Origin of the sequence: Leclercia sp. UBA2479 (assembly GCF_002341985.1) — a bacterium.
Taxonomy (GTDB): domain Bacteria; phylum Pseudomonadota; class Gammaproteobacteria; order Enterobacterales; family Enterobacteriaceae; genus Enterobacter; species Enterobacter pneumoniae.
Map to the genome: position 1 here is coordinate 45,665 of NZ_DDPB01000003.1, position 26,056 is coordinate 71,720.

At 53.9% G+C, this 26,056-nt stretch carries 25 protein-coding genes; 22 read left to right on the forward strand and 3 right to left on the reverse strand.

Annotated elements, in window-relative coordinates:
* Positions 1-39: 39 nt before the first annotated feature.
* The gene (rne, locus tag B3B59_RS02025; RefSeq protein WP_286807994.1) at positions 40-3,231 is read right to left on the reverse strand and encodes a ribonuclease E; all 3,192 of its coding nucleotides are present in this window, start codon (positions 3,229-3,231) and stop codon (positions 40-42) included.
* Between the two features lie 571 nt (positions 3,232-3,802).
* Between rne and rluC the strand changes: the two genes are divergently transcribed.
* A complete protein-coding gene (rluC, locus tag B3B59_RS02030) occupies positions 3,803-4,756 on the forward strand; it encodes a 23S rRNA pseudouridine(955/2504/2580) synthase RluC (protein ID WP_040076159.1) in 954 nt (317 codons plus the stop codon).
* A gap of 29 nt (positions 4,757-4,785) precedes the next feature.
* Here the strand turns inward: rluC and B3B59_RS02035 are convergent, their stop codons facing one another.
* A complete protein-coding gene (locus B3B59_RS02035; protein ID WP_212478644.1) occupies positions 4,786-5,370 on the reverse strand; it encodes a Maf family protein in 585 nt (194 codons plus the stop codon).
* 140 nt (positions 5,371-5,510) lie between these two features.
* Between B3B59_RS02035 and yceD the strand changes: the two genes are divergently transcribed.
* The 14 genes from yceD (at position 5,511) to ptsG (ending at position 17,836) form a co-directional block, all read left to right on the forward strand.
* The gene (yceD, locus tag B3B59_RS02040; RefSeq protein ID WP_006174678.1) at positions 5,511-6,032 is read left to right on the forward strand and encodes a 23S rRNA accumulation protein YceD; all 522 of its coding nucleotides are present in this window, start codon (positions 5,511-5,513) and stop codon (positions 6,030-6,032) included.
* Positions 6,033-6,048: 16 nt separating this feature from the next.
* Positions 6,049-6,222, forward strand: a complete 174-nt coding sequence (rpmF, locus tag B3B59_RS02045) for a 50S ribosomal protein L32 (protein WP_003857964.1) — start codon at positions 6,049-6,051, stop codon at positions 6,220-6,222.
* A gap of 79 nt (positions 6,223-6,301) precedes the next feature.
* Positions 6,302-7,336: a phosphate acyltransferase PlsX gene (plsX, locus tag B3B59_RS02050; protein WP_154298858.1), complete on the forward strand. Its 1,035-nt coding sequence runs from the start codon at positions 6,302-6,304 to the stop codon at positions 7,334-7,336.
* A 6-nt stretch (positions 7,337-7,342) separates the two neighbouring features.
* The gene (locus B3B59_RS02055) at positions 7,343-8,296 is read left to right on the forward strand and encodes a beta-ketoacyl-ACP synthase III (RefSeq protein WP_046885700.1); all 954 of its coding nucleotides are present in this window, start codon (positions 7,343-7,345) and stop codon (positions 8,294-8,296) included.
* Between the two features lie 14 nt (positions 8,297-8,310).
* Entirely contained in the window at positions 8,311-9,240 is a 930-nt protein-coding gene (gene fabD, locus B3B59_RS02060; RefSeq protein WP_207293473.1) for an ACP S-malonyltransferase, read from the forward strand.
* Between the two features lie 12 nt (positions 9,241-9,252).
* The gene (gene fabG, locus B3B59_RS02065; RefSeq protein WP_263616313.1) at positions 9,253-9,987 is read left to right on the forward strand and encodes a 3-oxoacyl-ACP reductase FabG; all 735 of its coding nucleotides are present in this window, start codon (positions 9,253-9,255) and stop codon (positions 9,985-9,987) included.
* Positions 9,988-10,141: 154 nt separating this feature from the next.
* Positions 10,142-10,378, forward strand: coding sequence for an acyl carrier protein (acpP, locus tag B3B59_RS02070; RefSeq protein WP_003857954.1), 237 nt, complete (start codon positions 10,142-10,144; stop codon positions 10,376-10,378).
* 92 nt (positions 10,379-10,470) lie between these two features.
* Complete coding sequence (fabF, locus tag B3B59_RS02075) at positions 10,471-11,712, forward strand: beta-ketoacyl-ACP synthase II (protein WP_040076150.1); 1,242 nt, start codon at positions 10,471-10,473, stop codon at positions 11,710-11,712.
* Between the two features lie 121 nt (positions 11,713-11,833).
* Positions 11,834-12,643, forward strand: coding sequence for an aminodeoxychorismate lyase (pabC, locus tag B3B59_RS02080; protein ID WP_263616312.1), 810 nt, complete (start codon positions 11,834-11,836; stop codon positions 12,641-12,643).
* Between the two features lie 2 nt (positions 12,644-12,645).
* The gene (gene yceG / locus B3B59_RS02085; protein WP_046885697.1) at positions 12,646-13,668 is read left to right on the forward strand and encodes a cell division protein YceG; all 1,023 of its coding nucleotides are present in this window, start codon (positions 12,646-12,648) and stop codon (positions 13,666-13,668) included.
* Positions 13,658-14,299: a dTMP kinase gene (gene tmk, locus B3B59_RS02090; protein WP_040076147.1), complete on the forward strand. Its 642-nt coding sequence runs from the start codon at positions 13,658-13,660 to the stop codon at positions 14,297-14,299. Before yceG ends, tmk begins: the two co-directional genes overlap by 11 nt.
* Positions 14,296-15,300, forward strand: a complete 1,005-nt coding sequence (gene holB / locus B3B59_RS02095; protein ID WP_263616311.1) for a DNA polymerase III subunit delta' — start codon at positions 14,296-14,298, stop codon at positions 15,298-15,300. Before tmk ends, holB begins: the two co-directional genes overlap by 4 nt.
* 10 nt (positions 15,301-15,310) lie before the next feature.
* Positions 15,311-16,105 (forward strand): metal-dependent hydrolase, encoded by a 795-nt coding sequence (locus tag B3B59_RS02100; protein WP_040076145.1) that lies wholly within the window; start codon positions 15,311-15,313, stop codon positions 16,103-16,105.
* Between the two features lie 297 nt (positions 16,106-16,402).
* Positions 16,403-17,836: a PTS glucose transporter subunit IIBC gene (ptsG, locus tag B3B59_RS02105; protein ID WP_040076144.1), complete on the forward strand. Its 1,434-nt coding sequence runs from the start codon at positions 16,403-16,405 to the stop codon at positions 17,834-17,836.
* A gap of 134 nt (positions 17,837-17,970) precedes the next feature.
* On the opposite strand, the gene fhuE is transcribed toward ptsG, so the two are convergent.
* The gene (gene fhuE, locus B3B59_RS02110) at positions 17,971-20,157 is read right to left on the reverse strand and encodes a ferric-rhodotorulic acid/ferric-coprogen receptor FhuE (RefSeq protein ID WP_212478638.1); all 2,187 of its coding nucleotides are present in this window, start codon (positions 20,155-20,157) and stop codon (positions 17,971-17,973) included.
* Positions 20,158-20,508: 351 nt separating this feature from the next.
* On the opposite strand from fhuE, the gene hinT reads away from it, so the two are divergent.
* The 7 genes from hinT to B3B59_RS02145 all read left to right on the forward strand — a co-directional run bounded on the left by hinT (position 20,509) and on the right by B3B59_RS02145 (position 25,868).
* Positions 20,509-20,865 (forward strand): purine nucleoside phosphoramidase, encoded by a 357-nt coding sequence (gene hinT, locus B3B59_RS02115; protein WP_040076141.1) that lies wholly within the window; start codon positions 20,509-20,511, stop codon positions 20,863-20,865.
* Between the two features lie 4 nt (positions 20,866-20,869).
* The gene (locus B3B59_RS02120; protein WP_040076140.1) at positions 20,870-21,244 is read left to right on the forward strand and encodes a YcfL family protein; all 375 of its coding nucleotides are present in this window, start codon (positions 20,870-20,872) and stop codon (positions 21,242-21,244) included.
* A gap of 10 nt (positions 21,245-21,254) precedes the next feature.
* Positions 21,255-21,905, forward strand: a complete 651-nt coding sequence (gene lpoB / locus B3B59_RS02125; RefSeq protein ID WP_040076139.1) for a penicillin-binding protein activator LpoB — start codon at positions 21,255-21,257, stop codon at positions 21,903-21,905.
* Complete coding sequence (gene thiK / locus B3B59_RS02130; RefSeq protein ID WP_263616309.1) at positions 21,886-22,710, forward strand: thiamine kinase; 825 nt, start codon at positions 21,886-21,888, stop codon at positions 22,708-22,710. Before lpoB ends, thiK begins: the two co-directional genes overlap by 20 nt.
* Before the next feature lie 11 nt (positions 22,711-22,721).
* The gene (gene nagZ, locus B3B59_RS02135; protein WP_040076136.1) at positions 22,722-23,747 is read left to right on the forward strand and encodes a beta-N-acetylhexosaminidase; all 1,026 of its coding nucleotides are present in this window, start codon (positions 22,722-22,724) and stop codon (positions 23,745-23,747) included.
* Between the two features lie 35 nt (positions 23,748-23,782).
* Positions 23,783-24,325, forward strand: coding sequence for an alpha/beta hydrolase YcfP (ycfP, locus tag B3B59_RS02140; protein ID WP_040076135.1), 543 nt, complete (start codon positions 23,783-23,785; stop codon positions 24,323-24,325).
* 238 nt (positions 24,326-24,563) lie between these two features.
* Positions 24,564-25,868 carry an NAD(P)/FAD-dependent oxidoreductase gene (locus B3B59_RS02145; RefSeq protein ID WP_040076133.1) on the forward strand — a complete coding sequence of 435 codons (1,305 nt, stop codon included), beginning with the start codon at positions 24,564-24,566 and terminating at the stop codon, positions 25,866-25,868.
* Positions 25,869-26,056 lie beyond the last annotated feature (188 nt).

Below are 26,056 nucleotides of genomic sequence, written 5' to 3' on the forward strand. Positions count from 1 at the left end.
AGCCGACCCTAAAGTCGGCTTTTTTATTACGCGGCGTGTTTATTCAACAGACTGCGGACGCGTTGCAGGCGCAGTGGCCTGATGCGTTGCACTGTGGCCACCGGCAGATCCTTTACCTTCGAAGTTGAAGGCTGGACGTACCCAGTCGCTATGGCGCGGTGCTTCTGCGACGTATTCCGGCGCAGGAGCGCGGGTCATAGGAGCAGTCGCATGGTGCAGTGAGGTGTCAGCTTTCGCGGCTGGCGCTGCGTTGACTTCTGGCGCTTTCTCTACAGCGACATCCGCCTTCACTTCAGGCTCAGCTTTCACTTCCGGCTCTGCTTCAACCACAGGCTCTGCTTCAACAACAGGCGCAATTTCCGGTTCAACGTCGGCCACGGCTGCGACAGCAGGGGCTTCCTGAGCAGGCGCTTCGGATGCTTCAGCCACAACAGGCTCTGCTACTGCGACGTCTTCAATCACCTCTTTAGCGACCACGACATCTTCATTGGCGATAATTTGCGGTTGTTCAGCAACAGGCGCGGCAATCACTTCCGGATGGGTTGTCTCCACCGGCGCAACCTGCGACTCAACAGCAATCACTGCAGCGGTATTCACCTCTTCCGGTGCAACAGTAGTGGCGTCGGTCACAACAGGTTCAACGGCATTGGTTTGCTCATCGATCTGCGCTTCTTGCTCCAGCGGGCGAGCAACCGGATAACGGATCCAGGCTTTACCGGACGCCATCTCTGGGGAGGCGCAGGCAATGGCCAGTGGCATCGGCGACTGCAGCGGGTAACGTTCGTCACGGTAACGACGACGACGCTGACCACTTACACGCAGATGACGCGGGGAACGACGTGAACGACGCGGCATACCGGCGTTATCACGCGCTTCGCCGTTGTCGTCCTGCTCCTGCACGTTTTCCACCACGGCTGGCAGATCCACTTTCGCCAGTTCGGTGCTCTGTGCCGGGGCAATAGGTGCCTCAACGGTTTCTACGGCTGCGGCTTCGTCTGCCTGAGACTGGATACGTACAGATTTGGTCAACTGGCGCTGTTTACGGCGCGGCATCACCTGAACGCGTTCTTCCTGCTCGGTTTCCTGCTCTGGCTGCTCTTCGCGGTTCAGCACTTTAACTTCTTGCTGTGCCTGACGCTTCTCGTCATTACGACGACGGTTGCGCTCACGACGCGGCTGCTGCTCGTCACGGTTACGGGTTTTTTCCGCTTCGGTGCCGGTAGACTGGCGAATTTCGCGCTCTTCCGCGTTCTGCTGCGATTTCTCGCGGCGATTACGACGGTTCTCCTCGCGGCCTTCACGCGCTTCGTTGTTGTCAGCACGGTTGTCGCGACGTTCATTGCGGTCGCCACGGTCGCCACGGTCGTTACGATCGCCACGGTCATTACGATCGCGACGGTTGTTTTGACGTTTACGGCGCTCCTGAGAACGTTCCTGCTTCTCTTCTTTTTTCTCGACTTTCGGCTGTTCAGGCTGCGCCTCTTCACCGGCAAACATCTTCTTCAGCGCACTGAAGAAGCGGCTCAGCAGGCCTTGCTCAGCAGGGGCTGTGCTTGCTACAACGGCTGGTTTCTTCGCCGCAGGTTTGGCGGTTGCCTCTTCCTGTGCAGGTGCTGGCGGTGCTTCAGGCATCACGAAAGCGGCCAGCGCAGGCTGCTCTGGCAGTTTACGTTCGGCGTACTCTTCTTCAGACGGCAGGGCCATCGCTTCTTCATGCAGCTTCGGCAGCATGTAGCTCAGGGTGGCCGTCTCTTCGCCTTTACGCACGCGCAGAACGGAGTAATGCGGCGTCTGCATCTGATCGTTTGGCACGATCACGCAACGAACGCCGCCCAGACGCGTTTCGATGGCGCTCACTGCGGCACGTTTTTCGTTCAGCAGATAAGACGCAATCGGCACCGGAACAATGGCGTGAACTTCTTTGGTGTTCTCTTTCAGCGCTTCTTCTTCAATCAGACGCAGAATGGAGAGGGACAGCGATTCGTTGTCACGCACGGTACCCGTACCGGAACAGCGTGGGCAGACGTGATGGCTGGACTCACCCAGAGACGGGCTAAGACGCTGACGAGACATCTCCAGCAGGCCAAAGCGCGAAATATGACTGATCTGGATACGCGCACGGTCCTGACGCACGGATTCGCGCAGTCGGTTCTCAACGGCGCGCTGGTGGCGAACAGGGGTCATATCGATAAAGTCGATAACGATCAGACCACCAAGGTCACGCAGACGCAGCTGACGTGCAATCTCATCTGCCGCTTCCAGGTTGGTGTTAAAGGCCGTCTCTTCGATATCGCCACCGCGGGTTGCACGCGCGGAGTTGATGTCGATTGCGGTCAGGGCTTCGGTAGTATCGATAACGATAGAACCGCCTGACGGCAGACGCACTTCACGCTGGAAGGCGGACTCAATCTGGGATTCAATCTGGTAGTGGCTGAACAGCGGGATTTCACCGGTGTACAGTTTAATTTTGCTGGTGAAATCCGGACGACCCAGCGCGGCGATATGCTGGCGAGCCAGCTCAAGCACTTTAGGGTTATCAATCAGAATCTCGCCGATGTCCTGACGCAGATAGTCGCGGAAAGCACGAACAATGACGTTACTTTCCTGGTGAATCAGGAATGGGGCAGGGCGGCTTTCTGCAGCCTTCTGAATCGCTTCCCAGTGCTTAAGGCGGAAGCTCAGGTCCCACTGCAACGCTTCGGCAGATTTGCCGACGCCCGCGGTGCGAACAATCAGGCCCATGCCGTCTGGCAGCTCAAGGCTTGCCAGTGCTTCTTTCAGCTCAGTGCGATCATCACCTTCGATGCGACGAGAGATGCCGCCAGCGCGTGGGTTGTTTGGCATCAGCACCAGATAGCTGCCTGCCAGGCTAATAAAGGTTGTTAGCGCAGCGCCTTTGTTACCCCGTTCTTCCTTATCGATCTGAACGATAACTTCCTGACCTTCACGCAGAACGTCTTTGATGTTCGGACGACCATGGGCGTTATAGCTGGACGGGAAATATTCGCGGGCAATTTCTTTGAGTGGGAGGAAACCGTGACGCTCAGCACCGTAGTCAACAAATGCAGCTTCAAGGCTGGGTTCAATGCGGGTAATTTTGCCTTTGTAAATGTTCGCTTTTTTCTGTTCGTGGCCTGGGCTTTCAATATCCAGATCGTACAGACGCTGCCCATCCACAAGGGCGACACGCAACTCTTCTTGCTGAGTTGCGTTGATTAACATTCTTTTCATCGTAACTTACTCATTATTCTTACATTGACGACTAAGCTGCGGGCAAGATGACGCTTTCCGGGGTATGAACCGATGGCCTCGTGTCTATTCACGTCGCCAACCTCACGGTTGTCGCTCGCTTAAGAGGCGCAAAGTGTCGGTTGCCTGTATTTCATACGGAAACACAGCGCAATTATCAGGGGAACAGCCTGGGTAAAATTCTCCAGAGAAGATTCCATTTACCGGTAAGTACTGCAACCCGCAGCCCGCTAACTGTCTGAAAGATCAATACGTCTTACGCCATTGCTGCGTGGATGATCGGTCAGACAAAATTGGTCATTCCGTCGTTATCCTTACTTAACCAGGATTTAACACGGAAAACAGCAACATTATTCCATTGCTTCCTGGGTTATAGCAAGTTGACTTTTACCATTTATCACCCGGTTACTCACAGTTTTTTCACTTCTTCGAAAGGATCGGTTTAATAACCATCAAATCGATTGCGTAAAGCAAAGAGTAACCGGTCAAAGGTATATATAAGCATAGAAAAATGAGTGGCGCTAACCGCGACTGATAATTAGAATCGCCCACCATGAAAACAGAGACTCCATCAGTAAAAATCGTTGCCATCACCGAAGATGAAGCGGGGCAACGTATCGACAACTTTTTGCGCACCCAACTGAAGGGCGTGCCAAAGAGCATGATCTACCGCATCCTGCGTAAGGGTGAGGTGCGAGTAAATAAGAAGCGCATCAAACCTGAATACAAACTTGAAGCGGGAGATGAAGTCCGCATCCCGCCGGTCCGCGTCGCCGAGCGGGAAGAGCAGGCGGTCTCGCCGCATCTCAACAAAGTCGCGGCGCTAACGGATGTGATTTTATATGAAGACGATCATATCCTGGTGCTGAACAAGCCTTCAGGCACTGCCGTACATGGCGGCAGTGGGCTGAGCTTTGGCGTGATCGAAGGTTTACGCGCCCTGCGCCCGGAAGCGCGCTTCCTTGAACTGGTACACCGCCTCGATCGCGACACTTCTGGCATCTTGTTGGTGGCAAAGAAACGCTCCGCGCTGCGCTCCCTGCATGAACAGTTGCGTGAAAAAGGGATGCAGAAAGATTATCTCGCGCTGGTCCGTGGCCAGTGGCAATCTCACGTGAAAGTGGTTCAAGCGCCACTGCTGAAAAATATTCTGCAAAGCGGTGAGCGTATTGTGCGCGTGAGCCAGGAAGGTAAACCGTCTGAGACCCGTTTTAAGGTTGAAGAGCGTTACGCCTTTGCAACGCTGGTGCGTTGCAGCCCGGTGACGGGACGTACTCACCAGATTCGCGTCCATACCCAGCACGCAGGCCACCCGATTGCCTTTGATGATCGCTATGGCGATCGCGAATTTGATAAACAGTTGGCGGGTACCGGGCTTTCACGCCTGTTTCTGCACGCAGCGGCACTGAAGTTTACCCACCCTAATACGGGGGAGGTCATGCGCGTTGAAGCGCCGCTTGACGACCAGCTCAAACGTTGCCTCAAGGTATTGCGGGACGCGAGCTAAAAGAAGAAACCGGCCATTGGCCGGTTTTTTTACGCCATTAACGGGTTGTAATCTTCCCGACGCAGCATCTGGCAGAGCGCAATGAGCGGCAACCCGACCAGCGTATTGGGATCGCGCCCCTCCAGCCGATCGAACAGCGCAATCCCCAGCCCTTCGCTTTTGAAACTGCCAGCGCAGCTCAGCGGGCGCTCTTTGCGCACGTAGTCGTCGATCTCCTGCTCGCTAAGATGACGGAAGTGGACGTCAAAGGGTTCGCACTCTGTCTGTAGATGGCCCGTCGCGGTGTTATACAGCGCCAGCCCCGTATAAAAGGTGACGATGTTGCCGCGCGCTTTCATGAGCTGCTGGCGTGCTCTCTCTTCCGTGTGAGGTTTACCGGTAATCTCGCCATCCAGGACGCAAACCTGATCGGATCCTATAATCAGATGGTTAGGATAACGTGCGGCGAGGCACTGCGCTTTTTCCTGTGCCAGACGAAGAACGAGATGGCGGGGGGACTCACCCGGCTGCGGGGTCTCATCGATGTCCGGTGCGGCACATTCAAACGGTAGACCGAGTTTTTCAAGCAACGCGCGGCGCCAGGGAGATGTGGAGGCAAGAATGAGATTCGGCATATTTTTTTCACCAGATATAGCGTATCGATGCCAGCCATTTTAAACTACAGGCCGCAATGTGTGCGAATAATTGGCAAAAGGCAGCTCTGGTTGCCTTTTTCTTTGACTCTATGACGTTACAAAGTTAATATGCGCGCCCTATGCAAAAGGTAAAATTACCCCTGACTCTTGATCCGGTCCGTACGGCTCAAAAACGCCTCGATTACGAAGGAATCTATTCTTCCGATCAGGCAGAGCGTATTGCCGAATCCGTAGTCAGTGTGGACAGTGATGTAGAATGCTCCATGTCGTTCGCTATCGACAACCAGCGCCTTGCCGTTTTAACCGGTGATGCAAAGGTGACGGTAACGCTCGAATGTCAGCGTTGCGGGAAACCGTTTGTACAGCATGTTCACACAACGTATTGTTTTAGCCCGGTTCGTTCCGACGAACAGGCTGAAGCACTCCCGGAAGCGTATGAGCCGATTGAGGTTAACGAATTCGGTGAAATCGATCTTCTGGCGTTGGTTGAAGATGAAATCATCCTCACCTTGCCAGTCGTTCCGGTGCATGATTCTGAACACTGTGAAGTGTCCGAGGCGGACATGGTCTTTGGGGAACTGCCTGATGAAGCGCAAAAACCAAACCCATTTGCCGTATTAGCCAGCTTAAAGCGTAAGTAATTGAGGAGTAAGGTCCATGGCCGTACAACAGAATAAACCAACCCGTTCCAAACGTGGCATGCGTCGTTCCCATGACGCGCTGACTGCAGTTACCAGCCTGTCTGTAGATAAGACTTCTGGTGAGAAACACCTGCGTCACCACATCACTGCTGACGGTTTCTACCGTGGCCGCAAGGTAATCACTAAGTAATCACGCGCAAGCGTGATGAAGCTTAGTGAGGATTTCCCCGGGCAACTGGGGAAACACCAAACCAGGCTGTGACGATACCTTGACACGTCTAACCCTGGCGTTAGATGTCATGGGGGGAGATTTTGGCCCTTCCGTGACAGTGCCTGCAGCATTGCAGGCACTGAACTCTAATTCGCAACTCACACTTCTTTTAGTCGGCAATCCCGACACAATCACGCCATTACTTGCAAAAGCTGACTTTGAACAACGTTCACGTCTGCAGATTATTCCTGCGCAGTCAGTTATTGCCAGTGATGCCCGCCCGTCGCAGGCTATTCGTAATAGCCGGGGCAGTTCAATGCGAGTGGCGCTGGAGCTGGTAAAAGAAGGGCGAGCTGAGGCTTGCGTGAGCGCGGGAAATACCGGCGCGCTAATGGGGCTGGCCAAATTACTGCTCAAACCCATCGAGGGGATTGAGCGCCCGGCGTTGGTGACGGTTTTACCGCATCAACAGAAAGGCAAAACGGTGGTGCTTGATTTAGGTGCTAACGTCGATTGCGATGGTGTGATGCTAGCGCAATTCGCCGTGATGGGCTCGGTGCTGGCCGAAGAGGTGGTAGGCATCACCAATCCGCGCGTCGCCTTGCTGAATATCGGGGAAGAAGAGACCAAAGGTCTTGATAATATCCGCGAGGCCGCCGAGCGACTTAAAACTGTTCCGACCATCAACTATATTGGTTATCTCGAAGCCAACGAATTATTGACCGGAAAAACGGATGTACTGGTGTGTGACGGTTTTACTGGAAACGTCACGTTAAAAACCATGGAAGGGGTCGTCAGAATGTTTCTCTCGCTGCTGAAATCGCAGGGCGAGGGTAAAAAACGGTCCTGGTGGCTGATTTTATTAAAGCGTTGGTTACAAAAAAGCCTGACGCGGCGATTCAGTCACCTCAACCCCGACCAGTATAATGGCGCCTGTCTGTTAGGATTGCGCGGCATCGTGATTAAGAGTCATGGTGCTGCCAATCAGCGAGCCTTTACCGTCGCGATTGAACAGGCAGTGCAGGCGGTGCAGCGACAAGTTCCTCAGCGGATTGCCGCTCGCCTGGAATCTGTATTAGCAAAAAGTGACTGAGCGTACATGTATACGAAGATTTTAGGTACCGGCAGCTATCTGCCCAAACAAGTGCGAACCAACGCCGATCTGGAAAAAATGGTTGATACCTCTGACGAGTGGATTGTCACACGCACAGGTATCCGCGAGCGTCGTATCGCCGCGCCAGATGAAACCGTTTCTACCATGGGTTATGAAGCTGCTCTGCGTGCGCTCGACATGGCTGGCGTCGATAAAAACGACATTGGTCTGATTATCGTTGCAACGACGTCCGCGACCCATGCTTTCCCAAGTGCAGCCTGTCAGGTTCAGAACATGCTGGGCATTAAAGGTTGCCCGGCCTTTGACGTTGCGGCCGCCTGCGCAGGCTTTACCTACGCGTTGAGCATCGCCGATCAATACGTGAAATCTGGTGCAGTTAAAAATGCGCTGGTGATCGGTTCTGATGTTCTCGCACGCACTTGCGATCCTAACGATCGCGGCACGATTATTATCTTCGGCGACGGTGCCGGCGCGGTACTGCTTGGTCAGTCTGAAGAGCCGGGCATCATCTCTACTCACCTGCATGCCGATGGCAGCTACGGTGAGTTGTTAACGCTGCCGAACGCCAACCGCGTTAACCCGGACGACCCGATTTTCCTGACTATGGCCGGAAACGAAGTGTTCAAGGTCGCGGTAACCGAGCTGGCGCATATCGTTGATGAGACGCTGCAGGCCAATAACCTGGAGCGCACGGCGCTCGACTGGCTGGTGCCACATCAGGCTAACCTGCGCATTATCAGCGCCACGGCCAAAAAGTTAGGCATGTCGATGGATAACGTTGTGGTGACCCTTGATCGTCACGGCAACACCTCTGCGGCATCCGTACCTTGCGCGTTTGACGAAGCGGTACGCGATGGGCGAATTCAACGGGGTCAGCTGGTGCTGCTCGAAGCCTTCGGCGGCGGGTTCACCTGGGGCTCTGCACTGGTTCGTTTCTAAAAAGGATTAATAAAATGACGCAATTTGCATTTGTGTTTCCGGGTCAGGGCTCTCAGGCCGTTGGCATGTTGTCTGATTTAGCAGCAAGCAACCCGGTTATTGAAGAGACTTTCCGTGAAGCTTCTGATGCCCTGGGGTATGATCTCTGGGCACTGACTCAGCAGGGTCCTGCTGAAGAGCTGAACAAGACCTGGCAGACGCAGCCTGCGTTACTGACCGCCTCCGTCGCGCTCTGGCGCCTGTGGCAGCAGCAGGGCGGGAAAGCCCCTGTCATGATGGCTGGTCATAGCCTTGGCGAATACTCCGCACTGGTCTGTGCCGGGGTGATCGGCTTTGCGGATGCGGTGCGTCTGGTTGAACTGCGTGGCAAATTCATGCAGGAAGCCGTGCCTGAAGGGACCGGCGGTATGTCGGCCATTATTGGTCTGGACGATGCGTCTATCGCCAAAGCCTGTGAAGAGTCAGCCGAAGGGCAGGTTGTATCGCCTGTTAACTTCAACTCTCCGGGCCAGGTCGTGATCGCAGGTCACAAAGAAGCAGTGGAACGTGCAGGTGCAGCCTGTAAAGCAGCAGGCGCGAAACGCGCACTTCCTCTGCCTGTCAGCGTACCTTCTCACTGTGCACTGATGAAACCCGCCGCAGATAAGCTGGCGCTGGAACTGGAAAAAATCACCTTCAACGCACCGTCTGTTCCGGTGGTGAATAACGTTGACGTGCAGGCTGAAACCGCACCTGAAGCGATCCGCCAGGCGCTGGTACGTCAGCTGTACAGCCCGGTTCAGTGGACCAAAACCGTTGAATTTATGGCATCGCAGGGCGTTGAGCACCTGTATGAAGTTGGCCCGGGTAAAGTCCTCACCGGCCTGACTAAACGTATTGTTGATACCCTGACTGCCTCGGCCATTAATGAGCCGGAAGCAATGTCAGCGGCACTCTCGCAATAAAAGAGGAAAACCATGAGTTTTGAAGGAAAAATCGCACTGGTCACCGGCGCAAGCCGCGGTATCGGTCGCGCAATCGCTGAGACGCTCGTTGCCCGTGGCGCGAAAGTTATCGGTACTGCAACCAGCGAGAATGGCGCACAGGCCATCAGCGACTATCTGGGTGATAACGGGAAAGGTCTGGTACTGAATGTGACCGATCCTGCATCTATCGAATCTGTTCTGGGAAATATTCGCGCAGAGTTTGGCGAAGTCGATATTCTGGTAAATAATGCCGGTATCACTCGCGATAACCTGCTGATGCGAATGAAAGATGATGAGTGGGACGATATTCTCGAAACCAACCTGTCATCTGTATTCCGTCTGTCAAAAGCGGTAATGCGAGCTATGATGAAAAAGCGTCATGGCCGTATTATCACTATCGGTTCTGTGGTTGGTACCATGGGAAATGCTGGTCAGGCTAACTACGCTGCGGCGAAAGCAGGTCTGATCGGTTTCAGTAAGTCGCTGGCGCGCGAAGTTGCGTCCCGCGGTATTACTGTAAACGTTGTTGCTCCGGGCTTTATTGAAACGGACATGACGCGTGCGCTGACCGATGATCAGCGTGCGGGTACGCTGGCAGTTGTTCCTGCGGGTCGTCTTGGCGATCCTAAAGAAATTGCCAGCGCGGTTGCATTTTTAGCCTCTGACGAAGCGGGTTACATCACTGGTGAGACCCTCCACGTCAACGGCGGGATGTATATGGTTTAATCACGATCGAAAATATTTGCGTTATTGTAGGGATTGGCCTCAAAATAACGTAAAATCGTGGTAAGAACTGCCGGGATTTAGTTGCAAATTTTTCAACATTTTATACACTACGAAAACCATCGCGAAAGCGAGTTTTGATAGGAAATTTAAGAGTATGAGCACTATCGAAGAACGCGTTAAGAAAATTATCGGCGAACAGCTGGGCGTTAAGCAGGAAGAAGTTGTGAACTCCGCTTCCTTCGTTGAAGACCTGGGCGCAGATTCTCTTGACACCGTTGAGCTGGTAATGGCTCTGGAAGAAGAGTTTGATACTGAGATTCCGGACGAAGAAGCTGAGAAAATCACCACCGTTCAGGCTGCCATTGATTACATCAACGGTCACCAGGCGTAAGTGAACATCTCCAGGCGGTCATTCGACCGCCTGAGTTTTATCTTTTATCGTCCCACGAATCTCTTTTATTTATCCCTCCCTGGAGGACAAACGTGTCTAAGCGTCGTGTAGTTGTGACCGGACTTGGCATGTTGTCTCCTGTCGGCAATACCGTAGAGTCCACCTGGAAAGCTCTCCTTGCCGGTCAGAGCGGCATCAGCCTAATCGACCATTTCGATACTAGCGCCTACGCAACGAAATTTGCTGGCTTAGTAAAGGATTTTAACTGTGAAGAGATCATCTCGCGCAAAGAACAGCGCAAGATGGATGCCTTCATTCAATATGGAATTGTCGCTGGCGTTCAGGCCATGCAGGATTCTGGCCTTGTTATTACGGAAGAGAACGCAACCCGTATCGGTGCTGCAATCGGCTCCGGAATCGGCGGTCTTGGTCTGATTGAGGAAAACCATACCTCTTTAGTGAATGGTGGCCCACGTAAAATCAGCCCGTTCTTCGTTCCGTCCACGATTGTTAACATGGTGGCAGGTCACCTGACCATTATGTATGGCCTGCGTGGCCCAAGCATCTCTATCGCAACCGCCTGTACCTCTGGCGTGCATAACATCGGCCAGGCCGCGCGTATCATCGCGTATGGCGATGCGGATGCCATGGTTGCGGGTGGGGCTGAAAAAGCCAGTACACCTCTTGGCGTAGGCGGTTTCGGCGCAGCACGTGCGCTCTCTACGCGCAACGACAACCCTCAGGCAGCGAGCCGTCCATGGGATAAAGACCGTGATGGTTTTGTGCTGGGCGACGGGGCAGGCATGATCGTACTGGAAGAGTACGAACACGCGAAAAAACGCGGCGCGAAAATTTATGCTGAAGTCGTTGGCTTTGGGATGAGTAGCGATGCTTACCACATGACATCACCACCAGAGAACGGCGCAGGTGCTGCGCTGGCAATGGAAAACGCGATTCGTGATGCAGGTATTACCCCTGCACAGATTGGCTACGTGAATGCGCACGGTACCTCTACCCCTGCGGGTGACAAAGCTGAAGCGCAGGCTGTTAAGTCTATCTTCGGTGAAGCAGCCAGCCGCGTAATGGTGAGTTCGACCAAGTCCATGACCGGCCACCTGTTGGGTGCGGCGGGTGCAGTAGAATCTATCTACTCCATTCTAGCGCTGCGCGATCAGGCTGTCCCTCCAACCATCAACCTGGATAATCCGGATGAAGGTTGCGATCTGGACTTCGTTCCACACGAAGCGCGTCAGGTCAGCGGAATGGAGTATACCCTGTGTAACTCCTTCGGCTTCGGCGGAACCAATGGTTCTCTGATCTTCAAAAAGGTCTGAGACTGACTCTCCGCTAGTCCTGTTTAAAGGTCCGCTTGTCGGACCTTTTTTATTCAACCTTATCTGCTTGTTCAAGACCCGCCGTCCTGCCAGACTTAATCTCCCCTATAAAGGAGCCATCATGTATTTAATCAATGGATTGCCTCAGGACAGTCTGCCCGTGAACGACAGGGCAGTGCAGTTTGGCGATGGTTGCTTCACCACGGCGCGGATCGCCGATGGAAAGGTCTGTTTACTGACAGCGCACCTGCAGCGTTTGCGCAGTGCCTGTGAAAAACTCTTTATCCCTTTTGAGCAGTGGTCAGCGCTGGAAGCTGAAATGACTACCCATGCCCAGGGAATATCCCGGGGCGTGCTGAAGGTGATCATTACCCGCGGCGGCGGGGGGCGGGGTTACAGTGCGGCAAACTGCCTGCAACCGACCCGTATCCTGTCGGTTTCCGCCTTTCCTGCCCACTATGATCGCTGGCGCAATGAGGGTATTCGCCTGGCATTAAGTCCGGTACGTTTAGGGCGTAATCCGATGCTGGCAGGCATTAAGCATCTTAATCGCCTTGAGCAGGTCTTGATTCGCACGCATCTTGAACAGACGGACTGTGATGAGGCGCTGGTTCTTGACAGCGAAGGGCTCATTACGGAATGCTGTGCCGCTAATTTGTTCTGGCGCTGCGGGCGCGAGGTGTTTACCCCGCGGCTTGACCAGGCGGGTGTAAATGGCCTGATGCGCCAGTTTTGTCTGCAACAACTGGCACACTCCGACTATCGTGTTGTCGAAGTCTGTGCACAGGAAGAGGCGCTGGGCGCGGCCGAGGAGGTCATTGTTTGTAATGCTCTGATGCCTCTGGTGCCCGTGCGTCAGTATGGCGAACACCACTGGTCATCGCGAGAGTTGTACCAATTTTTAGCCCCACTGTGTGAGCAAACCAGATAATCATGAAGAAAATGTTTCGTTTTATTCTCCTCATCATCGTCGTGCTGGGTATTGCGGCCGGCGTGGGAATGTGGAAAGTGCGCCAGCTGGCGGACAGCAAGATCCTGATCAAAGAAGAGACCATTTTTAGCCTGAAAGCGGGAACCGGGCGTCTGGCGCTTGGCGAACAGCTTTACGGTGAAAAGGTGATTAACCGTCCACGCGTCTTCCAGTGGCTGCTGCGTATCGAGCCAGACCTCTCTCACTTTAAGGCCGGGACGTACCGCCTGATGCCAGGGATGAGCGTGCGCGAAATGCTGGAACTGCTTGAAAGCGGAAAAGAGGCGCAGTTCCCGCTGCGATTCGTTGAAGGCATGCGGTTGAGCGACTATCTTGCGCAGCTTCGTGATGCGCCATATATCAAGCACACTCTGAAGGACGACGATTACGCTACCGTTGCCCAGGCTCTTAAATTCGACAATCCAGCGCGGATTGAGGGCTGGTTCTGGCCCGATACCTGGATGTATACCGCAGGAACCACCGATATTGCCATGCTGCAGCGCGCGCACAAAAAAATGGTGAGCGCGATAGAGAAAGCCTGGGAAGGCAGGGCAGAAGGTCTGCCTTATAAAGATCAGAATCAGTTTGTCACGATGGCCTCGATCATTGAGAAGGAGACGGCGGTGGCCAGCGAGCGGGATCAGGTCGCTTCGGTGTTTATCAACCGTCTGCGTATTGGCATGCGTTTGCAGACCGATCCCACGGTGATCTACGGGATGGGTAAAAATTATAATGGGAAACTAAGCCGTAAAGACCTGGAAACCCCGACCGATTATAATACCTACGTCATTAGCGGCTTACCGCCAGGACCGATCGCCACGCCGGGCCAGGCATCACTGGATGCTGCCGCTCACCCGGCTAAGACGCCTTATCTCTATTTTGTTGCTGATGGCAAGGGCGGGCACACATTCAATACTAATCTTGCCGCTCATAACCGTTCGGTTCAGGACTATCTGAAGGCACTTAAGGAAAAAAATGCGCAGTAATTACATCGTCATTGAAGGGCTGGAAGGTGCCGGAAAGACCACCGCACGGGATACGGTCGTTGAAACCCTGAAGGAGTGCGGCGTAGAAGAGATGGTCTTCACCCGTGAGCCGGGCGGCACGCAGTTGGCTGAAAAGCTGAGAAGCCTGGTGCTGGACATCAAATCCGTCGGCGATGAAGTGATTACCGACAAAGCTGAAGTGATGATGTTCTATGCGGCGCGCGTACAGTTGGTAGAAACGGTTATCAAGCCGGCACTGGCTCAGGGGCAATGGGTGATTGGCGATCGTCATGATCTCTCTACGCAGGCCTATCAGGGCGGAGGGCGTGGAATCGATCAACAGATGCTGGCGACACTGCGTGATGCGGTGCTGGGGAGTTTCCGCCCGGACCTCACGCTCTATCTGGATGTGACGCCGGAAGTGGGCCTCCGACGCGCACGTGCGCGTGGAGAGCTGGATCGGATCGAACAAGAGTCTCTGGATTTCTTTAATCGTACCCGCGCGCGTTACCTTGAACTGGCCGCCCAGGACCCCTCAATTCGCACTGTCGATGCGACTCAATCGCTGGATGAAGTGAAGCAGGCGATTCGCCAGACCGTGCGTGACTGGCTGAAGGAAGTACAGGCATGAAATGGTACCCATGGTTGCGCCCGCATTTTGAACAACTGGTGAAGGGTTATCAGTCGGGGCGGGGGCATCATGCGCTACTTATTCAGTCGTTACCCGGTATGGGTGATGATGCACTTATCTACGCGATAAGCCGCTTAATGATGTGTCAGCAGCCGCAGGGTACCAAAAGCTGCGGACACTGTCGCAGCTGCCAGTTGATGCAGGCCGAAACCCACCCGGATTACTACACGCTCGAGCCGGAAAAGGGGAAAAGCACCCTGGGCATTGATGCAGTACGCGCGGTGAGCGAAAAGCTCTACGAGCGCGCACGGCTGGGTGGCGCCAAGGTGGTGTGGTTGAAAGATGCCGCACAGCTAACCGAGGCGGCTGCCAATGCTTTGCTGAAAACCCTGGAGGAGCCGCCGGAGAACACGTGGTTCCTGCTCTCATGTCGGGAACCCGGAAAGCTACTGGCGACGCTGCGTAGCCGCTGCCGTTTACATCACCTCGGCGCACCTCAGGAATCCTGGGCGATGAACTGGCTCCAGCGAGAAGTGACGGTGTCACAGGACGCGGCATTAACGGCGCTGCGTCTTTGCGGCGGCGCGCCAGCCGCGGCTTTAGAATTACTCCAGCCGGGCCTCTGGACACCCCGTGAGCAGCTCTGTCAGGCCGTGGGTAACGCCAGCGAAAGTCGGGATTGGCTGAGCCTGCTGGCTATCCTCAATCATGACCAGGTGACAAGCCGACTGCAGTGGTTCTCTACTCTGCTGCTGGATGCGTTAAAAATGCAGCAGGGGGCGACACAGGTGAGCAATGTCGACGCCTGGCAACTGATTACACTCCTGGCTCAGCGTCACAATGGCGCCTGGCTGCGCGCCGTACTACACAATGTCTGCCTGTGTCGTGAACAGCTTATTAGCGTCACCGGGCTTAATCGCGAGCTTGTGCTGACAGACCTGTTACTGAATATTGAGCATTACCTGCAACCGGGTGCCGTCTTGCCCGATACCCACCTCTGAGAGAGACATTATGTTTTTAGTCGACTCACACTGCCATCTCGATGGCCTTGATTACCAAACACTCCATAAAGACGTCGATGATGTGCTGGCGAAAGCCGCCGCACGCGACGTGAAATTCTGCCTGGCGGTCGCGACCACGTTACCAGGATACCGCAGCATGCGCGAGCTGGTGGGGGTACGTGATAACGTCGTCTTCTCCTGCGGTGTTCATCCGCTCAACCAGGATGAAGCCTACGACGTGGACGATCTGCGCCGGCTCGCGGCAGAAGAGGGCGTGGTCGCTATGGGCGAAACCGGGCTGGACTATTTTTACACGCCGGAAACAAAACCGCGTCAGCAGGAGTCCTTCCGCAACCATATCCGTATTGGGCGAGAGCTGAACAAGCCAGTGATTGTTCACACCCGCGATGCACGTGCCGACACCCTGGCGATCCTTAGCGAAGAAAAGGTGACGGATTGCGGAGGCGTACTACACTGTTTCACAGAAGATAGAGAAACAGCAGGTAAGCTGCTGGATATGGGGTTTTATATCTCGTTTTCCGGGATTGTGACGTTCCGTAATGCTGAACAGCTGCGCGATGCGGCGCGTTATGTACCGCTCGATCGCTTGCTGGTGGAGACCGATTCTCCCTATCTGGCACCGGTACCGCATCGCGGTAAAGAGAATCAGCCCGCAATGGCACGGGACGTGGCCGACTATATGGCCGTGTTGAAAGGCGTCGAGGTTCAAGAACTGGCACGCATTACTACTGAAAACTTTGCCAGCCTGTTTCATATCGACCCCTCCCGCCTGCAATCTGCCTGATTAACCTCTTTTTTTAAGGCTCGTAATTAATAGTTAAAGCGAGTAAAGTTCACCGCCCTGAAAGGGGCGGTAGAGACGATTTTGGAAACACTTTGACATCTATTTTGTAAAAAACTGCAAGTTTTTAGGATGCCAAAAGCTGAAACGTGATAACCGTCAAACAACGACGCGGAGATTTATTTTACTCTGTGTAATAAATAAAGGGCACTTAGATGTCCTGTCCACGGCGCGGTTCTCCCCCCGTGCCAATGCGTGAAAGCGTAAAAAAAGCACAAATACTCAGGAGCACTCTCAATTATGTTTAAGAATGCATTTGCTAACCTGCAGAAGGTCGGTAAATCGCTGATGCTGCCAGTATCCGTACTGCCTATCGCAGGTATCCTGCTGGGCGTCGGTTCGGCTAACTTCAGCTGGCTGCCAGCCGTCGTATCTCATGTTATGGCTGAAGCAGGTGGTTCTGTTTTTGCAAACATGCCGCTGATCTTCGCAATCGGTGTTGCCCTCGGCTTCACGAATAACGATGGTGTATCCGCACTGGCCGCGGTCGTTGCCTACGGCATCATGGTTAAGACCATGGCGGTCGTTGCGCCTCTGGTGCTGCATTTACCTGCTGAAGAAATCGCGGCAAAACACCTGGCTGATACCGGTGTTCTGGGTGGTATCATCTCGGGTGCGATTGCGGCATATATGTTCAATCGCTTCTATCGCATCAAGCTGCCTGAGTATCTGGGCTTCTTCGCTGGTAAGCGTTTTGTTCCAATCATCTCTGGTCTGGCGGCGATCTTCACTGGCGTGATTCTCTCCTTCATCTGGCCACCGATTGGTTCCGCTATCCAGACCTTCTCCCAGTGGGCTGCGTATCAGAACCCGGTAGTGGCGTTCGGTATCTACGGCTTCATTGAGCGCTGCCTGGTACCGTTCGGTCTGCACCATATCTGGAACGTTCCATTCCAGATGCAGATTGGTGAATTCACCAACGCGGCAGGTCAGGTCTTCCACGGCGATATCCCACGCTACATGGCGGGTGACCCGACTGCAGGTAAACTCTCTGGCGGCTTCCTGTTCAAAATGTACGGCCTGCCGGCTGCGGCAATTGCTATCTGGCACTCTGCTAAACCAGAGAACCGTGCAAAAGTGGGCGGTATCATGATCTCCGCAGCGCTGACCTCGTTCCTGACCGGTATTACCGAGCCGATCGAGTTCTCCTTCATGTTCGTTGCGCCGATCCTGTACATCATTCACGCAGTACTGGCTGGCCTGGCATTCCCTATCTGTATCCTGCTGGGTATGCGCGATGGTACCTCCTTCTCGCACGGCCTGATCGACTTTATCGTACTGTCGGGTAACAGCAGCAAACTGTGGCTGTTCCCAATCGTGGGTGCGGGCTATGCGATTGCTTACTACACCATCTTCCGCGTGCTGATCAAAGCACTGGACCTGAAAACTCCGGGTCGTGAAGATGCAACAGAAGACAGCAAAGCAGGCGTGACCAGCGAAATGGCTCCGGCCCTGGTTGCAGCGTTCGGCGGTAAAGAGAACATCACTAACCTGGACGCATGTATCACTCGTCTGCGTGTGAGCGTTGCTGATGTTGCGAAAGTAGACCAGCCGGGTCTGAAAAAACTGGGCGCAGCGGGCGTAGTTGTTGCAGGTTCTGGTGTACAGGCTATCTTCGGGACGAAGTCCGATAACCTGAAAACCGAAATGGATGAGTACATCCGCAACAGCTAAGTTGTGACCTGGGGAGACTAAGGCAGCCGCATGGCTGCCTTTTTTATTGGCGGCATTAGCGTGTATTAACTGCCAGACAATGTGCAGTCCATAAAAAAGGGAGCCAGTTGGCTCCCTTTTTTGTCATGTTATTATCAGAACTGATAACTCGCGGTCACGCTTACGTTACGCGGTTCGCCATACACGAGGGCACCTTCCACGTTGGTGTCGTAAGTTTTGTCGAACAGGTTGTTCAGGTTGCCCTGCACAGAGAAGTTCGGAGTAACCTGGTAACGTGTGAAAAGATCAACCAACGCATAGCTGCCTTGTTTTGCACGCCAGGTGCCGTAAGGCGTAACAACATCTTTGTAGACACTATTTTGCCAGTTCACGCCCCCGCCGACAGTTAACTCAGGCAATACCGGCAGGCGGTAGCTGGTAAACATTTTTACACTGGTTCGAGGCAGATTCGGATTTACGGCGTTACCCTCACTGTCTTCTGCAACATAGCGAGTTGCACCAAAGGTTAACTGCCAGTTATCTGTCAATGCGCCATTGATCTCAAACTCAACACCTTTACTTACGGTACCGTCAGCGGCTTTATATGCGGTGTCGGTTGAACCCTGAATAGGCACCCCAGTGCTCTGTCCAAGGTTATCCTGTTCGATACGGAAGATAGCCAGCGTAGTGGTCAGGCGGCTGTTCATCCAGTCCGACTTCAGTCCAAGCTCGTAGTTATTACCCGTAATAGGTGCGAGATACCTACCCGAGCTATCACGCACATTCTGTGGCTGGAAGATTGAGGTGTAGCTTGCGTAAGTCGACCAATTTTCGTTGATGTCAAAAACCAGACCCGCATAAGGCGTCGTATGGTTCTGCTCCATCCCGTAGGTCATAGTATCGACCTTCCAGTTGGTATAACGCGCTCCGAGAATCAGGTGCAGCGGGTCAGCCAACGAGATGCGGGTCGCTGCGTAGAGCGACTTCATGTCAGTGGTGTCGTCCTGCGCAAGCGACTGAGAACCCCAGTTGGTTTCAGGGAAGTGGCCGTTGTAGTCGTAGAAGCTGCCAAACTCGTCGGGGAAGACATTTGCCCATGAGTTGGTGTAACGGTTGGTCTGCCTGCTGTAGCTGCCGCCAAACATCAGGGTATGCTGACGACCAAATAACTCGTAACCGCCATCAGCAAAGAGATCCAGCGCATCCACTTTACGTTTGCCACTGTTCCAGCCAGTCCCACCAATATAGGTGTAGTCAGGTCCGTAGCTAGCGTAAGGACCGACCAGCATGCCGGTGTTTTTATCGACATACGCATCAAGATACATCGCTTTACTGTCGAACTTCGCTTCGGTGTGAGTGGCATTCAGGGTTGCTTGCCAGTTATCCGAAAAACGCTGCTTCAGCGTAAAGTAAACTTTATTGAACTCTTTATCATTGTAGGCCCAGTCCGGCGCGGTGCTTTTGGCGCGGTCGTAGTGATTGACACTACCGTCGGTGTTCCAGCGTGGTAATCCGCCCCAGGTCTGGTTGTTCACGTCAATGCGTTGATATTCGTATCCTGCCGATAATGTGGTATCTGAACCTAAATCGGCGTCAATGATGCCGGAGAAGAATGTTTTCTTCTGGTTGTAATGGTCGAGCCAGGAGTCGTTATCCTGGTAACCCGCAACCACGCGGCCCCGGAGATTTCCATCTTCGGTAAGCGGGCTCTGCAAATCCATCACATAACGTTGCTTATTCCAGCTACCGTATTCCGCAGAGAGATTACCTTTGAATTCGCGGCTGGTGGCGTGCTTACGCACCATGTTAATCGCCGCAGAGGGGTTACCAGTACCCGTCATTAAACCATTGGCACCGCGAACAACTTCTACACGCTCAAAGAGCGCCATATCGGAGAGTGAGTCGCCGAGATTCCAGCGTGACTCAAAATAGGTCGGGATGCCGTCGATCATGTAATTATCGATTTGGAATCCACGAGAGTAGTAACTGCTACGATCGGAATCTGCGGTACTTTTGCTGATACCCATCGTGCTATCCATGACGTCACCCAGCGTTTGCAGCTGCTGATCCTGCATACGTTGTTCGCTAACAATCGTAACGGACTGAGGGATATCACGCTGCACCATCTGCATTTTCGTGCCAACGGTGGTGGTTTTTACGCTGTAGTCCTGCGCTTCGTCAGGCTGGTCGTTTGACGTAGAACCGTCAACAATAACCGTCTCTTCCGACGTTGCAGCGAAACTTACGGTCGGCATCAATGCCATCGCAATACAGGCTGCCAGCAACGAGGGGGTTGCTGCAGGCTGACGTTGCCCGTCCCTGGTATGATGAATGAAAGACATTATCAAACCCTTTCTGAGTGAGTTGTAAAAAGCGCCCCAGTCCTGCATTCGGTCTGGGATCATTTGTATGTTCAAAATGCGCATGAAAATGCAAATGCGAAATATACGCATTAGGATTCATCGTGTAAACAGATGTAATCCGGTGAATTAAAATTATGTTTTAGTCTGTCGGGGTGGGTAGCTGGTCACTCTGCGACCAGCAAGAGGGGAATAAGGAAAGAATTCACGGGATAAGGTTGAAAGGATTAGAGAAACTCGCTCATACTCTTATTCTGTGTCACTGAAGAGTGCGCCCGCAGGATGAGATTGCCGGGCACGACGTCTGATTAAAAAAGTAATAAGGAAAACGTCATGGCTGAAGAAACTATTTTCAGTAAAATTATTCGCCGCGAGATCCCGGCCGACATCCTCTATCAGGACGATCTGGTGACCGCTTTCCGCGACATTTCGCCTCAGGCACCTACACACATCCTGATTATTCCTAATATTCTGATTCCGACGGCTAATGACGTGAAAACTGAGCATGAACTGGCATTAGGCCGTATGCTGACAGTAGCCGCAAAAATTGCCGCGCAGGAAGGCATTGCTGAAGACGGCTACCGTTTAATCATGAACTGCAACCGCCATGGCGGCCAGGAAGTCTATCATATTCATATGCATCTACTGGGCGGTCGTCCGCTGGGGCCGATGCTGGCGCATAAAGGTTGATGACATGCTAAAGGGGCGTATTGCTGCGCTGATGGTAGGACTGGTGCTGGTGGGGTGCAGTTCGCGTCCGGCTATCCCGGTCAACGACGACCAGACGTTGATTATGGAGTCCTCCGTGCTGGCGGCGGGGATCACCGCAGAGGCACCGTCGCTGGCCATCAGTGAAATCCAGCCGTCTGCGTCCTCAACGCTATTTAATGAAAGAAACGTACCTGTTACCGTCCATTACCGTTTTTTCTGGTATGACGCCAGAGGCCTTGAAATGCACCCGCTTGAGGCGCCGCGTAGCGTAACCATTCCGGCTAAAAAGTCGGTTACGCTGTATGGCAGCGCCAACTATCTGGGCGCGCACAAGGTCAGACTGTATCTCTATTTGTAAGGGGTGAACCTTGATTAAGAACCTGACTCGTTACGCGCTGGTCACGGCTTTCGCACTTTTTCTTTCCGGCTGTATTACCCGTACGGAGCAACCGCCTGCGCCCGTTGACGAGGCGAAACCGGGTACGCAGCAACCTACCCAGCCAACGCAGCCGGTGCCAACTGTGCCGTCGGTTCCTTCGGTCCCTTCACAGCCGGGCCCGATTGAGCATCCGGACGAAACTGCACAGCCCACGCCGCGCGAACGTCACTATGACTGGAACGGCGCCATGCAGCCGATGATGGACAAAATGCTGCAGGCCCAGGGCGTGACCTCCGGCAGCGTGCTGCTGGTGGATAGCGTGAATAACCGTACTAACGGTTCGCTGAACGCAAGCGAAGCCACGGAAACCCTGCGCAATGCGCTGGCCAATAACGGTAAATTTACCCTGGTTTCCGCGCAGCAGCTGGCGGTCGCCAAGCAGCAGCTTGGGCTCTCTCCGCAGGACAGCCTGGGTTCGCGCAGTAAAGCCATTGGCATTGCCCGTAACGTCGGCGCACAGTATGTGCTCTACTCCAGCGCTACCGGCAACGTCAACGCGCCTGCATTGCAAATGCAGCTGATGCTGGTTCAGACAGGCGAGATCATCTGGTCGGGCAAAGGTGCAGTTCAGCAACGCTAACCTGTCGCGCGACACGTTGCTGTCGCGCTATTTTCCGCAATATCGACTCCTCGCGCCGCAGGCCCACCCGGGATTGAGCGGCGCGAGCGCCATTATTGAGCACGATAATCACCGGTTGGTACTGCGTCAGTATCATACCGCGCTGGGTTCACCGGCTCATTTTCGCCGTCACTATCATGCGTTACGCCACCTTCCTGAGACGCTGGCGCCGCAGCCGCGTTTTATTGCTCCTGGCTGGATGGCCGTGGAGTATCTTCCGGGCGAAGTGAAACAGGCCCTCCCGGCCTCCCGGGCGCTGGCGGCTATGCTGTATCATCTTCACCGACAGCCGCCGTTTGGCTGGCGGATCGTTTTGATGCCGCTGCTTGAGCGCTACTGGCTACAAGCTTCGCCTTCGCGTCGTTCGCCGTTATGGCTACAACAGTTAAAGCGTCTGCGCAAACTGGGCGAGCCGTCACCCTTGCGACTGGCGCCACTGCATATGGACGTGCATGCAGGTAATATTGTGCACACGACCAACGGCCCGCGGTTACTTGACTGGGAATATTGCGGCGACGGGGATATCGCCCTGGAGCTGGCGAGCGTGTGGACGGAAAATGAAACGCAACGTCAGGTGCTACTGACAGAATATGCTCATCTCGCCAGGTTGCCAGCGCGGCAATTACACCGTCAGGTCAGACGCTGGCGTCCCTGGGTGCTGATGTTGATGGCTGGCTGGTATGAGCTGCGCTGGCAACAATCGCAAGACAAACAATTTATTACGCTCGCCGATGACATCTGGCAGCAGTTACATACAAAAGGATAAGAGAGGGTATTGTGGGTCCAGTGATGTTGGATGTGGAAGGGTACGAACTGGATGCGGAAGAGCGTGAAATTCTGGCGCATCCGCTGGTGGGGGGACTGATCCTTTTTACCCGAAATTATCACGATCCGGCGCAGCTGCGTGAATTGGTGCGCCAAATTCGCGCCGCTTCCCGCCATCGCCTGGTCGTCGCGGTGGATCAGGAAGGCGGGCGCGTCCAGCGTTTCCGCGAGGGTTTTACCCGCCTGCCGGCGGCACAGTCCTTTGCCGCGCTGCTAGGTATGGAAGAGGGGGGCAATCTTGCGCAAGAGGCTGGCTGGTTAATGGCGAGTGAAATGATCGCCATGGATATCGATATCAGCTTCGCGCCGGTTCTGGATGTGGGGCACATCAGCGCCGCCATCGGTGAGCGCTCATACCACGCCGACCCGCAAAAAGCGCTGGCGGTGGCGACCCGCTTTATTGACGGTATGCACGATGCCGGTATGAAAACCACCGGTAAACACTTCCCGGGCCACGGGGCGGTAACGGCGGATTCGCATAAAGAGACGCCGCGCGACCCACGTCCCGAAGCAGAGATCCGCAGTAAGGACATGGCCGTGTTCCGCTCGTTGATTACCGATAACAAGCTGGATGCCATCATGCCTGCGCATGTTATCTACAGTGACGTCGATCCGCGCCCGGCCAGCGGTTCTCCGCACTGGCTCAAAACCGTGTTGCGTGGAGAGCTGGGTTTTAATGGCGTGATCTTCTCAGACGATCTGTCGATGGAAGGGGCGGCAATTATGGGCAGTTATGCTGAACGCGGTCAGGCGTCGCTGGACGCGGGTTGCGATATGATCCTGGTCTGCAATAATCGTAAAGGCGCGGTAAGTGTGCTTGATAACCTGTCGCCGATCAAAGCTGACCGTGTTACACAATTGTATCATAAAGGTTCATTTAGCCGTCAGGAACTGATGGATTCAGCACGCTGGAAGACGGTCAACGCGCAGCTAGAGGCGCTGAATGAACGCTGGCAGGCGCACAAAGCGGGCCAATAATCCCTTCCTGTTATGAGAAGTGTGGCGAGGATACGATGATCATCTATTTGCACGGTTTTGATTCGAACAGTCCCGGTAACCATGAAAAAGTTCTGCAACTGCAGTTCATCGACCCGGATGTACGTCTGATTAGCTACAGCACGCGCCATCCTAAGCACGACATGCAGCATCTGCTGAAAGAGGTGGATAAGATGTTGCAATTGAATGTCGACGATCGGCCGTTGATCTGCGGTGTGGGGTTGGGCGGTTATTGGGCAGAGCGGATCGGTTTTCTCTGTGATATTCGTCAGGTGATCTTCAATCCTAACCTGCTGCCGAACGAGAACATGGAAGGCAAAATCGACCGCCCGGAAGAGTATGTCGATATTGCCACCAAATGCGTAAGTAACTTTCGCGAGAAGAACCGCGACCGCTGTCTGGTCGTGCTCTCACGCCACGATGAAGCGCTGAACAGCCACCGCTCGGCCGAACTGCTGCATCCCTATTATGAGATTGTTTGGGACGAAGAACAGACCCATAAGTTCAAAAACATCTCCCATCATCTGCAACGCATAAAGGCCTTTAAAACCCTCGGCTAATCCCTGTGCTAAGCAGTAGAAAAACCCGGCGCCTCTCGGTTAGCCGGGTTTTCTTTTGCCATAATTGATTAACATTTAAACGGCAAAACTTGATTAATATCAATTTTGGTATGACCAATGCACCGAACATGCTATTCTCGAAAGTGTTGAATGGTTTCAGTGCGGTAACCCTTTGTTAAGTAAAGGTTATTTCCATAACTTTTACTTAACAATTGGTTAATAATTTGAGGGGGTCACGTTGACTACGCCATTGAAAAAGATAGTGATTGTGGGCGGCGGCGCAGGCGGGCTAGAGCTGGCGACGCAGCTTGGTAAAAAGCTTGGGCGCGGTAAAAAAGCCAAAATTACGCTTGTGGATCGTAACCATAGTCACCTGTGGAAACCGCTGCTGCACGAAGTCGCAACCGGTTCTCTGGATGAAGGGGTGGACGCCCTGAGCTATCTGGCACATGCCCGCAACCATGATTTTCAGTTCCAGCTGGGTTCCGTGGTGGATATCAATCGTGAAAGTAAAACCATCACTCTGGCAGAGCTGCGTGATGAGAAGGGCGAGCTGCTGGTGCCAGAGCGTAAACTGGCGTACGACACGCTGGTAATGGCGTTGGGCAGTACCTCTAATGATTTCAACACACCGGGCGTGAAAGAGCACTGCATCTTCCTCGATAACCCGCACCAGGCGCGTCGTTTCCATCAGGAGATGCTAAACCTGTTCCTGAAGTACTCCAATAACCTGGGGGCGAGCGGTAAAGTGAACATCGCCATCGTGGGCGGCGGGGCCACCGGCGTGGAGCTCTCTGCTGAACTGCACAACGCGGTGAAACAGCTGCATAGCTATGGCTACAAAGGGTTAACGAACGATGCGCTGAACGTGACCCTGGTTGAAGCAGGCGAACGTATTCTGCCTGCGCTCCCGCCGCGTATTTCCAGTGCCGCGCATAACGAACTCACCAAGCTCGGCGTGCGCGTACTGACGCAGACCATGGTGACCAGTGCCGATGCGGGCGGTTTGCATACCAAAGAAGGTGAGTATATTCAGGCCGATCTGATGGTCTGGGCGGCGGGTATTAAAGCCCCTGATTTCATGAAAGAGATCGGCGGCCTGGAAACCAACCGTATCAATCAGTTGGTAACCGAACCTACGCTGCAAACCACGCGCGATCCCGATATCTTCGCCATTGGCGACTGTGCTTCCTGCGCCCGCCCGGAAGGCGGTTTCGTGCCACCACGCGCTCAGGCCGCACACCAGATGGCAAGCCTGGTCCTGCACAACATCCTGGCGCAGCGCAAAGGGAAAGAGATGAAGAACTATGTCTACAAAGACCACGGTTCTCTGGTATCGCTCTCTAACTTTTCTACCGTCGGTAGCCTGATGGGCAACCTGATGCGGGGTTCAATGATGGTAGAAGGGCGTATTGCACGTTTCGTCTACATCTCTCTGTACCGTATGCACCAGATTGCACTGCACGGTTACTTCAAAACAGGCCTGATGATGCTGGTAGGCAGAATCAACCGCGTGATACGTCCACGTCTGAAATTGCATTAATCTTCTCGCCCCTCCGCACTCGTCGGAGGGGCTTATTCAGCAGATCCTTCTGTTTCAGTGCCCCTGAAAGTCCAGGAGTTCTCTGAATCACTTCGGTTTCCCCTGTCGTACCACATTTTTAATCCTTTATCCCATTTGCAGACCCCTCTGTCTGGTTGCAGAATTGTTACCAATAGCAACACAAAGGA

What these genes read in the sequence shown, in the direction of transcription:
- acpP (WP_003857954.1), top strand. Translation starts at nt 10,142, where the DNA reads ATGAGCACTATCGAAGAACGCGTTAAGAAAATTATCGGCGAACAGCTG.
- fhuE (WP_212478638.1), bottom strand. Translation starts at nt 20,157, where the DNA reads ATGTCTTTCATTCATCATACCAGGGACGGGCAACGTCAGCCTGCAGCA.
- rluC (WP_040076159.1), top strand. Translation starts at nt 3,803, where the DNA reads ATGAAAACAGAGACTCCATCAGTAAAAATCGTTGCCATCACCGAAGAT.
- tmk (WP_040076147.1), top strand. Translation starts at nt 13,658, where the DNA reads ATGCGCAGTAATTACATCGTCATTGAAGGGCTGGAAGGTGCCGGAAAG.
- rne (WP_286807994.1), bottom strand. Translation starts at nt 3,231, where the DNA reads ATGAAAAGAATGTTAATCAACGCAACTCAGCAAGAAGAGTTGCGTGTC.
- B3B59_RS02035 (WP_212478644.1), bottom strand. Translation starts at nt 5,370, where the DNA reads ATGCCGAATCTCATTCTTGCCTCCACATCTCCCTGGCGCCGCGCGTTG.
- B3B59_RS02055 (WP_046885700.1), top strand. Translation starts at nt 7,343, where the DNA reads ATGTATACGAAGATTTTAGGTACCGGCAGCTATCTGCCCAAACAAGTG.
- hinT (WP_040076141.1), top strand. Translation starts at nt 20,509, where the DNA reads ATGGCTGAAGAAACTATTTTCAGTAAAATTATTCGCCGCGAGATCCCG.
- B3B59_RS02120 (WP_040076140.1), top strand. Translation starts at nt 20,870, where the DNA reads ATGCTAAAGGGGCGTATTGCTGCGCTGATGGTAGGACTGGTGCTGGTG.
- B3B59_RS02100 (WP_040076145.1), top strand. Translation starts at nt 15,311, where the DNA reads ATGTTTTTAGTCGACTCACACTGCCATCTCGATGGCCTTGATTACCAA.
- ptsG (WP_040076144.1), top strand. Translation starts at nt 16,403, where the DNA reads ATGTTTAAGAATGCATTTGCTAACCTGCAGAAGGTCGGTAAATCGCTG.
- holB (WP_263616311.1), top strand. Translation starts at nt 14,296, where the DNA reads ATGAAATGGTACCCATGGTTGCGCCCGCATTTTGAACAACTGGTGAAG.
- rpmF (WP_003857964.1), top strand. Translation starts at nt 6,049, where the DNA reads ATGGCCGTACAACAGAATAAACCAACCCGTTCCAAACGTGGCATGCGT.
- fabG (WP_263616313.1), top strand. Translation starts at nt 9,253, where the DNA reads ATGAGTTTTGAAGGAAAAATCGCACTGGTCACCGGCGCAAGCCGCGGT.
- yceG (WP_046885697.1), top strand. Translation starts at nt 12,646, where the DNA reads ATGAAGAAAATGTTTCGTTTTATTCTCCTCATCATCGTCGTGCTGGGT.
- pabC (WP_263616312.1), top strand. Translation starts at nt 11,834, where the DNA reads ATGTATTTAATCAATGGATTGCCTCAGGACAGTCTGCCCGTGAACGAC.
- yceD (WP_006174678.1), top strand. Translation starts at nt 5,511, where the DNA reads ATGCAAAAGGTAAAATTACCCCTGACTCTTGATCCGGTCCGTACGGCT.
- fabD (WP_207293473.1), top strand. Translation starts at nt 8,311, where the DNA reads ATGACGCAATTTGCATTTGTGTTTCCGGGTCAGGGCTCTCAGGCCGTT.
- ycfP (WP_040076135.1), top strand. Translation starts at nt 23,783, where the DNA reads ATGATCATCTATTTGCACGGTTTTGATTCGAACAGTCCCGGTAACCAT.